The following is an 11336-nucleotide window of genomic DNA, read 5'->3' as shown; positions in this document are numbered from 1 at the left end:
ACCCCTTTACCCCAACCTGCAGAAGGAAAACACCATGATCGCAGCACTCGCTCCCCTCACCCGCGCCCTCGCTCCGGTGGCCGAAAGCGCACTGCAAGGCGTGGCCCAGGGCGCTGGCCAGCAATTAGCCGAAAACGGCGCCAACGCCCTCAAAAACTTGATAGGTGGAGGCCAACCGCAAGGCTCCGCAATCGCTTATGGTGACGAACAAACCGAGCACAAACCCGCCACCTACTGAACGCAAGTCGGGGCCTACGGGCCCCGATGCTTTTAGCTCAATCGCGGCTAGCGCTCCCAGACCCGGCTGGCGCTCAAAGAGGTACGTGCTTCACGAGCTTTACCGCTGGCAGGCGTGCCATGGGTCGCGCCACCCTGGGCAGCCAGGGTCTGGAGCATGCCTTCGGCCTTGGCCACCAAGCGCTCGAACATCGCGATCAACGCTGGAGCATCCAGGTAAGCAAACCGCTCGCGGCTCCACAGGATGACGCTGCGCTCGCTGCCGATCACCGTGACCGAGATCGCTGGCGCCGTAGGGTCGATATCGTTGGCCCCCAGCAACGCCCAAGCGAGGCCCGCATGGGCATCGCCAGGCAACGCGCCAAGGCTGGCGACCATGAGCAATTCGCGGTCATTCAAGGGCGTCAGTTGCAACTGCAGATGGTCGAAATCGATCCGTACGGCCGACTGCTCATCCAGGGCTGGAGGGTTGACATTGAGGTGGCGCAACAACGGCGCAATAAGGCTTTTAAAAGGCACAGCGCCCATCCTCACACCTCCTCGGGAGGCTGCGGCAAATGCCGCTGCGCCAGTTGTGCGCCGCGCGCCTGGCGCTCGTAGTCAGCGCGGTCCACGGTGTTTTCGAAGAGTTGGTTGAAGTCGTCCTGGTTCTGGTAACGCACACCCAGGTTGCGCAGCCCGTGAGGCTGCTCGCGCAGGCCAATGTCAGGGCGCGCGGCCAGGGTCTGGGCGTAGGATGGGGTGCCTTTGAGCTGGTTGATCTCGGCCACGCGGCCTTCATCCACCGCCGCCACTTCAATCATCTCGTCCAGGCCGAACCGAGCCTTCATCCCCGGGTAGTGCACGGCCAATATCCGCGCGGGGTCAGGCTGAAACTGGGCGTTGTCGAGCAGGTGGGCTTTGGCGAACGACGGCCAGGCATCCACCACAATGGCCTGGCGCGGCTCGCGCAGATCGCCGATCAGGTTGATTTGATGGTCGGCGTCGTTCGCCGCCGCGTAAGTAAAGATCGGCCGATCCAATTGCATGTCGGCCAGGTACGCCAGGGTCAACGCGCAATGCTCGGCACAGGCGCCGGCTTGGGCCGCCAATGCCGATTTGGCCAGGCCATTATCGTCCCCGCGAAAATCCACTTCGCGCAGGTGCCGCGCGGCCACGCTGCGCTGATAACTGGCGCCCTCGCTGAGCATAAAGTCGCTCTTGAGGTTACCGGCGCCGTGGCTGAGGTTTTGTTTTACCGCATCGATCACGCTCTGGGCTGTCTGCAGGTCGCCCATCAACTGCGCCGAGACGCTGACGGTTTGGCCACGGTGAGTGCCGGGCATGGCCTGCCAGAGTTTCACCGTGTGGGGGTCGCTGGCGTGGCGCGCTGCGGCGCCCACCGGGAGTATCGGAAACATGCTAAGCACCTTTGCCTTGAGTGTGTGCGCTCAGCGCGAGAGCGTAGCGCGCAAGGTGCCCAAGCGGTCAGCGAAACCCATGATCAACTGGGTGAACGCCAACTCGTCGAGCAAGCCGAGGTCGTGCTGGGTGCACAAACGCACACTGTCTTGGGCATCCAGGGCCAGCCAGCAGCCGCCCAGTTGCTCCGGCTTGAAGTTGAGCTGCAACAGCCGCTGGTGAATGCCCCTTGCGGTCAAGTCCAGGTCGAGCCGGGCGTGCACGAAGACCACATCGCCGGGGGCTGGGACTTCGATATTGGCCAGCTCCTGGCCCTGCTCGTCGGCCAGTGCGCAGAGGCCGTCTTTGAAGATCAACGGGCTGCCGGCCTGGGTGGCCAGCGCGGCGAGCAAGCGTTGCGCGTGGGGGGTGGTCATGGGAGGCTCCTTGTCTATTAGGCAGTTGGCTAGGGGGTTGCGATCAATGGCGAACCGGCAGGCCCTCGCTCAAATGCTCCAGCCCCATCAGTTGCAACTGGTGGGCACTGATGTCGTCCAGCGCAGCATTGTTCAGTTCACCAGGCAGGCAATGCCAGACCACAAAGTCGCGGCGTGAATCCAAGAACAGAAAGTAGTCGTTGTAACGCTCCGGGTCTTCGAAGCGCCGCTCCAGGGCCTCGCCCAGTTGCGAAGGGCCGAGGCTGTGCCAGTCGACCTGCAGAGCCAGGCCCCAGTCGAGGCATTCGCGGCGCGTGCAAAAAGCCACTCCGGCCGCGATCTCCCACATGGCAGGGCGCCCTGCCACGACCTCGGCGTAGAATTGCGCCTTTTTGTTGTCACGAGTGGACATAGGGTTCAGTCCTCCAGAGGCACTCGAGTGAAGTCGACCTGGTCATCGCCCCGGCCCAGGCCGTCGCGCATGTCGGGCGGCCACCAGATGATGACCTCGCGGTCGGTTGAACTGGGCCGGTCGCACGCAGGTTTGGCACAGCCAGAGTGGCCAAACGATGAGCAACCGCTAAGCACCAGCAAGAGGATGGCAAGCACGGCATATTTCATGGCTAGCGAGCCTCCGCGTGGCTGAGCAGAGAACGACGCTGCGGCGCGCCGCTGTTGACCTTCGGTGGGCGCAAGGCAATGAACACCTCTGCTTCGCTACCCGGCGCCACCCAGGCGTCGGGCCAGACACTCACGCCCACGGCATAACGCCCGCCACAGCTGGCTTCATCGACCCGCTGTGGGGTGTCGCCGGTATTGCGCACCAAGGCCACGGCAATGCCGAAGCCCTGGTCGCCGGCGTACCACTGGGCACGGCGTGGGTCGAGTTGCAAGGCCGGGTTGCCGTCGCAAAGGGTCTCAGGGCGCAGCGGGATAGCCGCCGCGGCGAACCCGGCGGGTACGCTGCCCTGGATCATGTCGCGCAAGGCGTTGCTGACCGCGTTGCGGTTGGGCCGGTCGGGGCCTTCGCGGCGCTGCTTGATCTTGTCGAGGCGGTCCTGCACATGGTTGGGGTTGGCGTACTCCACATAGCGCATGGGGTTGACCTGATCGCCAATCAGCCGTGGCGTGAGAATAAACAGGCGTTCGCGGTTGGACTCATTGCGCTCTCGGGCGGTGAACAGCAACTTGCCCAAAATCGGAATGGCGCTGAGGTAAGGCACGCGTTTCTCCCGCCGATTGTTTTCATAGACATGAAAACCGCCAACCACCAGGGAGGCCTTTTCCGCGATCACTGCCTGGGTGCTGACATTACCGCGACGTACGGAGGGCTGCTCGGCGCGAATGGTGGACTGTTCGATTTGCCCGTCCTCGATGTCCACCACCAACTGGATCATCTGGTCCTTGGCGTTGGCGGGGGTGATCGAGCGCGGGATCACCTGCAGGCTGGTACCGGCGGTCAAGGGTTCGAAGTTGGCTACCCGTTCGCCGACGGCTTCAAGGATTTCGGTCTGGCTGAAGTCGATCACGGCGGGCTGGTTTTCCAGGGTCAGCACCGAAGGGTTACCGATGACCGAAGCCAAGCCTTCGCCCTCTAGCGCACGCAGGCCGGCAAAGAAGCGGTCCTGATCCTGAACGAACATGGTCGAGCTGCGGCCGTTCTCGGCGAGGCTGGCGCCACCACTGAAGTTGCCAGCACTCAGGCCCCAGTTGCTCGACAACTCGTCCATTTTGCTGCGGTCGACGTCGACAATAATGGCGTCGATCTCAATCACATTGCGTGGCTTGTCCAGCTCTTCGACCAAGTCTTTATAAATGGCGCGCCGCTCGGGGTCGTCATAGATCAGCACGGCGTTGTTGCGCACATCCGCCTCGACCCGAATATGGTTGCGCGAGCGGCTGGAAGCGCGCTCATCGGCGCTGGGCGGCAGGTAGTTCTGCCCTGCGAAATTGCTGGAGCGGGAATCGTCGAACAACTGCGGGAAGTTACTGGCATCGGCACCAAAGCCACCCATGCCGGGGACCCCCGACAAGCTGCCAGAACGCAGCGCATCGGCACTCAACGCGCTGCCGCCCAGGGACGAAGCGCGGCGCTCCAACAGGTTACGCAGCAACGAGGCCACACCATCGATTTTCAGGCTCTCGCCGCGGTATTTGATCGGCCGGTCAGCTGCGTTGGCGTAGCGCAGGGGCAGGTAAATGACTTCCTGTTTTTCGTCGCGGCTTTTCTGCTTCTGGCTGAACTCCTGAATCAGCTCAACGTAACGCCGAGGCCCGCGCACCAAAACCACCCCCTGCTCCGGCAAGGCGCCCCAGCCAAAGCGGGGGTCGAGCAGACCGACATCGGTGAGGGCCTGGTTGAGGTCGTCGACGGACTTTTCATCGACTTCGATCCGGGTCGATTGCTGCTGATCGATGGGGCTGACGTACAGGCTGTTATTGTAGACAAACCACTGGAACTGATGCTCCAGGCCCAAGCGGTCGAGGAAGGCTTCCGGGCTCTCACTGCGCATCCGGCCATTGACCGTACCGTTGATGTCGTCGGCAATCAGCTTGACCCCAAAGCTCTCGGCAAAATCTTTCAGCACCTGGCCCAGGGGCGCATTTTTCGCATCGTAGGCATAGGGCGTGTCGCGCCATTGTTCCGGGACGACGGCCAGGGTGGGCGTCGCCCACAGCATGGCGGCCATCAGCGGCCAGCAGGTCCATGCAGCTTTAGCCATTCATCAATCCTCTGTGCACCAGCCCCAACCCCAGCGAAGCACGCATGGCTGGTCGGTTTGGCGCTTTGCGCGGGGCCTGTTCGGCGAGCACCAGGGCCCATGCCGCTTGCTGGTTGGCCAGGTGTTCGATAGTCGCGAGCAACTGGGGGGTATCGGCCTCGGCAGGCAGCCAGCGCACCAGGCAGGCGCGCTGCTGGCGGCCGTCATAGGCCAGGGCAATCGGTTCGGCCGCATTCATGCTGGCCTCGACCAGACGCAGCAGCGGCGCCAGTTGCTCGTTCTGGGTGCCGATCCGGCCAGGCAGGGCCACGCGACAGAAAAAGCCGCCACGGTTGTGGACCTGAATACTCACACCGTCCACCCAGCACTCGAACACCGCGCCCGCCTGGCGCCGGCACGCTTCAAGCTGGGCGTACAGCTCATTGGAAGCCATCGAGCACCGTCTTAGTCAGGTTGTGCTTGACCTTGAACGCCTGATTCATGGCGAAGTTGGCCGATGAGGTGTTCATGGTTTCCTGAAAGATCGCCTGCATGTTCTCGACACTGGGGTCGTCGGTGGCCGCTTCGGTGACCGCCTCATAGCTACGGTTGGCGCGTTCGTAGTTGTTATCCAGCCTTCTTTCCAGGGCGTTGGTCGACATGACGGGTTCTCTCGAAAAGGGATGACATCGATGAGTGGTCACCCCGGGTGTATCGGTTCCGTCATTTGGCCATTTTAGGTATCGAACCTAGGCCAGTTCAGCGAGGCGCGCACACAGGTGCTGCCAGTCAAGGCTGAAGTCGCCGGTCGGGCTGCTCAGGCACAGCGTCCCGGGTGCCAGGCTGGTGTCGCACTCCAATTGCCAGTGGGCCTGGGGGTTGTGCTGCAGCCAGTGCTGCACGGGGGCGTGCAGGTCCGTGGCGCAGCGCAAGGTCGCCTGCACCGGGCGGCTCTGGCTTTGCGCTATCTGGCGCACCAAGGCCTCGGCCCGCTGCGCTTGGGAGAACTCTCCCAGCAGCGTGGTGAGGGTTTGCTTGATTAGGCTTTGCGCCTGGTCGACCAGCACCGCCGCCTGGGCTTGGCGCTCGGCTTCCCAGTCGCTGAGGAATGCCTCGGCACGTTGGTAAAAATCTGCCCGGGCCTGGGCCAGCCATTGCTCGCCCTCAGCGTGGGCCTGGCTACGAATATGTTCGGCTTCGGCGTGGGCACGCTTGAGGTATTCGCCGGCCAAGGCCACGTCGCTGAAGTATTCGCGCCGTAGCAGCGGTTCAGCCAGGCTGGGTGCTTGGGGGTCGAGGTTAAGCCTGCGGCGAATGAACATGGGGAGCCTCCAGGACACGTTGCAGGGCAGCGCGCCAGAGCCTGTCCAGGCGCAGCGGCTCACTGCAGGGTAACGAAGGGTTCACGGCTAGCGCGGCGTCTCGCGGCCAGAGCAGGCGTAGGCGCTGCCACTCCTGTTCGCCCCGCCAGAGCGCCAGCAGTTGCAAAGGCTCGAGGCCTTCGTCGGGTAGCCAGCTACCTGGGCGCAATGCCTTAGCGACGCTGCGACACCAAGGCCGCAGGCTTTCATCCGCTAAGGCACGTTTGGCGCGGGCGGTGCACAGGTGCTCGACCACGGCCAACACCGCCTCACGCTGGCCGCTGAGCTGGATCAGCCCAGCGATGAGCGGGTCCGGCAGCGCCGGAGCGCAGGGCTGCACGGCAAACGCCGGAGCGATGCGCTCGGGGTACAGCGCCGACAGCTGGGCGAATTGCCCATCGCTCAATTGCTGTTCCACCAGGGCCGCCGACCAACTGGGGTCGGCCCACTGCCACGGCCGCGCCCACCACTGTAGCCAGTATTGGGCGAGTGCCGGGTTCACGGTGTGCGCTCGGCAGCCGCCAGCGCCGTACCCACCGCGCCCTGCGCCGGGCGCAAGCCAAGGCGCTGCAGCAGGCTATGGCGCCAGGCCGGACGCAGCCACAGCAGCAGGCCGCCGAACAGCGCCGCCAGGGCCAACAGGCTCGCACTGGCCAACCACTTCACCGTAGCGACCTGCTGCTCGGGCAGCAGAAACGGCCCATAGTGGGCCAGCACCTGCTGCTCTTGGTAGGCTTGGGCGTCGACAAACACCACAGAGAGCTTCTCGGTGTTGTCCAGCGCGCCGGCCATGCCTGGGATACTGCTCGACACCATGCGCCGGATGCGCGGCAACACCGTATCCGGGTCTAGGCTGGCGGCATGTTTGATAAACACCGCCGCCGATGCCGGTTGCACTGGCTCACCCGGCGCCACACGCTCGGGCAACACCACATGGACCCGGGCGACGATCACCCCGTCGATTTGTGACAGGGTCGATTCCAGTTCTTGGGACAAGGCGTAGATATAACGGGCGCGCTCTTCCAGCGGAGTCGAGATGACCCCTTCTTTCTTGAAGATTTCCCCCAGATTGGTCCGCGTTCGCCGTGGCAGGCCCGCGGCGTCCAGCACCCGCACCGCGCGGTTGATGTCGGCGGCAGAGAGCAGCACGCTGACGCCCTCCTTGTTGCTGCGCTTGCTGGCCTCGATGTGTTTGCTGGCCAACTCCGCGATCACGTCATTGGCGTCGTTCTCCGAGAGCTTGCCATGCAACTCGATCTGGTCGCCGCACCCGCCCAGCACCAATAGCACTGCCAACAGGCCCAGGTATCGCGAAATATGCCTCATCAGCCCATCCATCACTGCATGTTGGTGAGTTTGTCCAAGGCCTGCGAGCCCTTGCTGATCATTTTTACCGACAGCGAGGTTTGCAAATAGTAGGAACTCAGCGCACGGCTGGCCTCCATGAACTTCATCGGGTCGCTGTCCAGAGACGCTTCCCGCAGCGCCTTGCCGGCATCTTTGGACATGTCTTCGAGCGACAGCGCTTTGCGCGTCAGTGGGTTCATCACCTGCTCGGAAAAACTCCCGGCCGCCGTGGTCGGTTCAGGGCGCTGCAGGGCCGCCTTGAACCAGTCAGCGTCGCCCCGGCTCGGGGCATCGAGTGCCTCTTGCGGCGCTGGGGCCGCTACGGAGGCCGAGCTGTTGTCCAGTTTCCCAATCGTCATATCGACCTCCATTGCGGTTATCAACCAAACATCTTGTCCATGATCGAACCAGCCGCTTGCGTGGCGTCTTGGTTCAAGGCCTGACTTTGTGCGCTGGAGCCGCCCTGACTGCCCTGGACCAGGCTGAGGAACTGCTCGGCAGTGAGGGTGATGCTGACATTGCTGTCGCCCAAAGCCCCGCTGCCAGCGCCAAACCCGCCACCGCCGTTGCCACCGGCTTCATCGGCGGCAATGGGCGTGGTGCTGTTGGCCAGGGTGCCGGAAGGCTGCGCCGAACCACTGGCAGCGCTCTGGCCGAGCATCTCGATGGCCTTGGCGAAAGCCTCGGCCTCGCCGGCGTCCAGGTAAGTATCGGCCTTACCTTCCGGCCCGCTGCTGGTGCGTTCGTTGACCTCATCGGTCCACGAGCGGGTGCTGCCGTCGGCGTTATCAGGGGAGCCAAATTCTTCGGGGTGCTGGTCCATGAATTGCGCGACCTGCTGCATGAGGTCTTTGTCGGCTGTGTCGAAATCCGCGCCACCGAGCTGCTCATTGGGCTGCAGCAAGCCATTGAGTTTGTCCTGGGTCAGGGCGCCAAGCAGTTGCGAGAGCATGTCTTGCCCACCGCCCTGCCCGCTTTCACCGAAACCGTTGCCACTTGGGGCGTTGCCGCCCATCAGTTGTTCGAGCATGCCACTGAGGGCGTTTTTCAGTTCCTCCGGTGACATGTCCTGCACGGTCGCAGCCCCAGAGCCCTGGGTCGCGGCTTGGGCGTCGCCACCGGCGCCGGATTGTTGCAGCATTGAGGCAAGCATCTTCTCAAGGAACTCGCCGAGCATCTTGACCAGGGGGTTCTCGCTGTTGACCTGGCCTTGGTCGTTGGTCATCGACTTGACCAGGGCGTCGAGCGCCTGGTCCATGGTTTGCGGGCGCTCGCTGCCCTGGGACGGGTTCATCGTGCTCGTCAAGGACTGCAACTGCAGCGGCTGCTCAGTTGCGCCGATGCGGCTGCTGGTTTGATTCATGGGGGTGGTTAACATGCCTCTGCGTCCTCTAGATGATCAGGCACACACAAGGGGTCGGCGGCGACCCGGCTAGGGCCACCGCCGCCAGTGATCAGTAGCTAATGGAACCGACGTTCTGCGAAACGTTGTTCATGTGATTGATGTCGGCCTTCTGCACCATGCTCTGCACGGCGTTTTCCGCTTGCACCTTGGTGTTTTCGATGCCTGCGTTGGTGACCTTGGAGTCGGCGGCACCCGTGGCGTCAGACATGCGCCCGGCGTTTTCTGCGGAACGGTCGGTCATACCACCGTCGCCACCTGCCGATAGGGTATCGAACGTGCTGCTAATGTTGCTCATACCGTTGTTCAGGGAAGTTAGCATATTGCACCTCAGCCTAATGATTAGCGTGGAACAGCTCAGGCCTAGCAGGGTGTGATCGCTAGTCCTGACCCTGAGTGGGCGCTAACGGCAAAGCGGTTCCACATCCGCCCAAGCTTTGCTACAAGAGGCGCGGCGGCCGTGGGGGGCGGGGCTCAGGCGGAGAGGCTTTTGATCCGGTAGTACAAGGTGCGGCTGGAAATGCCCAGCTCGAAGCTAGCGGCCTCGACGCTTTGCTGGTGGCGTTTCATGGCTTCGTCGATGAGGATGCGCTCGATCACCCGCAGTTGCGCCTTGAGCTGCAGGCGGTCCGGCGAACAGGGGTGCGCCAGGGGTGCAAAGCCGAGCAAGAAGCGTTTGGCGCTGGATTTCAGTTCACGGATATTGCCCGGCCAGGAATGCCCGATCAGTTGCTGGGTAACCGCCGCCGGCAAGGGCGGCGTGGGGCGCCCGAGCAACTGCGCCTGGCGGCTCAGGAAGCGATTGAACAAGGGGATGATTTGCTCGCGGCGCTCGCGCAGCGGTGGCATCTGAATACTGACGACGCTGAGCCGGAAATACAGGTCGCGGCGAAAGGTGCCCTCCTCGACCAGTTCTTCCAGGGGACGCTGCGAGGAGGTGATCACGCACATGTCCACCGGGATGAACTCGGTCGAACCCAGGCGTTCGACACCGCGGGTTTCCAGTACACGCAAGAGCTTGGCCTGCAGCGACAGCGGCATGCTATCGATCTCATCCAGGTACAAGGTTCCACCTTGGGCCGCTTCGACATAGCCACTGCGCGATTTGCTGGCACCGGTGTAGGCGCCGCTGACCACACCGAACAATTCGCTTTCGGCCAGGCTTTCCGGAATCGCCGCGCAGTTCATGGCGACGAACGCGCCGCGGCGCCGCGACAGGCGATAAATTTGCCGCGCCAGGGTGTCCTTGCCGGTCCCCGTCTCCCCAACGAGTAAGAGGTCGATATTTAAAGGGGCCATGTTGCTCGCCAAGTATTGCAAGTCCACAAAGTCGCCAAAATAGGCAATGTCTTTGGGGTCAATTTCAAACTCGCGTTTGTCCATGTGAATACCCTTTTCGCACTAAGGCCCAGCGTCCCGACCTGTTCAATATGCACACTTGCACTTGATAAAAACTCAGGGCGGAGCAATCCGGCTGGCTATTTTCAAAGAAATCTTCTCTTCTCTCTCCTTCTCCATACACCGGCACGGAGGCAGAAGGGACGATAGAGCGGGGGGCTGCGTGGCTTGAAGTGGTTCGCATCATCTGGACCTTGACGCAGAGCCTTTGGTTCCGCAAAAAAACCGCGCAACTTGATGATTTTGCGAACAACGACCTGGCAATGTCAAACCTGGCCAGCCCAGGCTTTTTGCATTTCAGACGACATTTAAAAGGGCTTTTCAATGGCTATGTCCCCGTGCACGGCACTGTTTGGTGCGCGCGACGACACAAGCGCGTAGTTATCCTGATGTACCTGCCAGCTGGATGTACCACGCCAATAAACATACAGGGCTAGTTGAATTCGGCGAACCCGGTGATTAAAGCAGTGCAAAATAGTACGCCTGCCTGTGAAAGAGAGTATTCAATAGTTGTACACCTGCATTAGTTCGCTTTATTAATTATTAGCCCGTCGGCAAGGCCATTGGCTAATAAACGCGGCGGTTAGCCCGACACTGGCCGGTTGCTCCAAGATACCTGGGTGATTGAGCAGGTAAGCGTTGGCGGTTTTAACCACCTGACCTGCGTCGACGCCCGCCTGGCTGCAAAACAGCAGCCCCGCTTGCGCGTCATAAACCCCCTGCACGTAGCCCAACGCCTGCATCTGACCGGGGGTCAAAGTTTGCCCCTCACGGATGCTTTGCAGCGGCGCTTGCAGGTCTCGCCCACTGAAAAAGGTGCCCTGGGCCGCGGTAAAAAATCCCCCTAGGAAAAGGCTCAATGCCAGTTGAGCGACCTGCCTGCCGATCCTCGCGCGCGCGGGTAAAAACAGCGCTTTGATTGAATATGCCGGCAACGCCATGGGCTCGATTCCGTGTTCGATCTGGCCTGAGTGGTCAGCCAGCCAGAATCGGTTCCACGGCCAGCGATGGTTTTTTTCCAAGGAACCGATTCATCCGCCTTGGCCACACAACCACTACCCACTCACCCCGC

General features: G+C 62.3%; 17 protein-coding genes. 1 reads left to right on the top strand and 16 read right to left on the bottom strand.

What is annotated here, in order from left to right:
* The first annotated feature begins 34 nt into the window (after positions 1-34).
* On the top strand, positions 35-238 hold the full coding sequence (locus tag QCL65_RS12175; RefSeq protein ID WP_407316493.1) for a hypothetical protein: 204 nt from the start codon (positions 35-37) through the stop codon (positions 236-238).
* Between the two features lie 47 nt (positions 239-285).
* Here QCL65_RS12175 and QCL65_RS12170 read toward each other — a convergent pair whose 3' ends face one another.
* The 16 genes from QCL65_RS12170 to QCL65_RS12095 form a co-directional block, all read right to left on the bottom strand.
* Positions 286-765 (bottom strand): CesT family type III secretion system chaperone, encoded by a 480-nt coding sequence (locus QCL65_RS12170; RefSeq protein ID WP_407316491.1) that lies wholly within the window; start codon positions 763-765, stop codon positions 286-288.
* A 2-nt stretch (positions 766-767) separates the two neighbouring features.
* Complete coding sequence (locus QCL65_RS12165) at positions 768-1637, bottom strand: hypothetical protein (RefSeq protein WP_407316489.1); 870 nt, start codon at positions 1635-1637, stop codon at positions 768-770.
* Between the two features lie 30 nt (positions 1638-1667).
* On the bottom strand, positions 1668-2054 hold the full coding sequence (locus QCL65_RS12160; RefSeq protein WP_407316487.1) for a CesT family type III secretion system chaperone: 387 nt from the start codon (positions 2052-2054) through the stop codon (positions 1668-1670).
* 43 nt (positions 2055-2097) lie between these two features.
* Positions 2098-2466 (bottom strand): type III secretion protein HrpV, encoded by a 369-nt coding sequence (locus tag QCL65_RS12155; RefSeq protein ID WP_407316485.1) that lies wholly within the window; start codon positions 2464-2466, stop codon positions 2098-2100.
* Positions 2467-2471: 5 nt separating this feature from the next.
* Positions 2472-2675: an HrpT family type III secretion system protein gene (hrpT, locus tag QCL65_RS12150; protein ID WP_407316483.1), complete on the bottom strand. Its 204-nt coding sequence runs from the start codon at positions 2673-2675 to the stop codon at positions 2472-2474.
* A gap of 2 nt (positions 2676-2677) precedes the next feature.
* A complete protein-coding gene (gene sctC, locus QCL65_RS12145) occupies positions 2678-4747 on the bottom strand; it encodes a type III secretion system outer membrane ring subunit SctC (RefSeq protein ID WP_407316818.1) in 2070 nt (689 codons plus the stop codon).
* Positions 4748-4769: 22 nt separating this feature from the next.
* The gene (locus tag QCL65_RS12140) at positions 4770-5210 is read right to left on the bottom strand and encodes a hypothetical protein (protein WP_407316481.1); all 441 of its coding nucleotides are present in this window, start codon (positions 5208-5210) and stop codon (positions 4770-4772) included.
* Positions 5197-5418 (bottom strand): hypothetical protein, encoded by a 222-nt coding sequence (locus QCL65_RS12135; protein ID WP_407316479.1) that lies wholly within the window; start codon positions 5416-5418, stop codon positions 5197-5199. The genes QCL65_RS12140 and QCL65_RS12135 overlap by 14 nt, the downstream gene beginning before the upstream one ends.
* Positions 5419-5505: 87 nt before the next feature.
* On the bottom strand, positions 5506-6078 hold the full coding sequence (sctL, locus tag QCL65_RS12130) for a type III secretion system stator protein SctL (protein ID WP_407316477.1): 573 nt from the start codon (positions 6076-6078) through the stop codon (positions 5506-5508).
* A complete protein-coding gene (locus QCL65_RS12125; protein WP_407316475.1) occupies positions 6056-6619 on the bottom strand; it encodes a hypothetical protein in 564 nt (187 codons plus the stop codon). The genes sctL and QCL65_RS12125 overlap by 23 nt, the downstream gene beginning before the upstream one ends.
* Entirely contained in the window at positions 6616-7443 is an 828-nt protein-coding gene (sctJ, locus tag QCL65_RS12120) for a type III secretion system inner membrane ring lipoprotein SctJ (RefSeq protein WP_407316473.1), read from the bottom strand. Before sctJ ends, QCL65_RS12125 begins: the two co-directional genes overlap by 4 nt.
* 11 nt (positions 7444-7454) lie before the next feature.
* Entirely contained in the window at positions 7455-7823 is a 369-nt protein-coding gene (locus QCL65_RS12115) for an EscI/YscI/HrpB family type III secretion system inner rod protein (protein WP_407316471.1), read from the bottom strand.
* A 20-nt stretch (positions 7824-7843) separates the two neighbouring features.
* Entirely contained in the window at positions 7844-8842 is a 999-nt protein-coding gene (locus QCL65_RS12110) for a hypothetical protein (protein ID WP_407316469.1), read from the bottom strand.
* A gap of 76 nt (positions 8843-8918) precedes the next feature.
* On the bottom strand, positions 8919-9188 hold the full coding sequence (locus tag QCL65_RS12105; RefSeq protein WP_407316467.1) for a hypothetical protein: 270 nt from the start codon (positions 9186-9188) through the stop codon (positions 8919-8921).
* 152 nt (positions 9189-9340) lie between these two features.
* Entirely contained in the window at positions 9341-10249 is a 909-nt protein-coding gene (locus tag QCL65_RS12100) for a sigma 54-interacting transcriptional regulator (RefSeq protein ID WP_407316465.1), read from the bottom strand.
* A 551-nt stretch (positions 10250-10800) separates the two neighbouring features.
* On the bottom strand, positions 10801-11286 hold the full coding sequence (locus tag QCL65_RS12095; RefSeq protein ID WP_407316463.1) for a Rap1a/Tai family immunity protein: 486 nt from the start codon (positions 11284-11286) through the stop codon (positions 10801-10803).
* Between the last annotated feature and the right edge of the window lie 50 nt (positions 11287-11336).

This window comes from Pseudomonas sp. nanlin1 (assembly GCF_045571515.1).
Classification (GTDB): domain Bacteria; phylum Pseudomonadota; class Gammaproteobacteria; order Pseudomonadales; family Pseudomonadaceae; genus Aquipseudomonas.
This window is presented reverse-complemented; position numbering and strand designations above follow the sequence as displayed.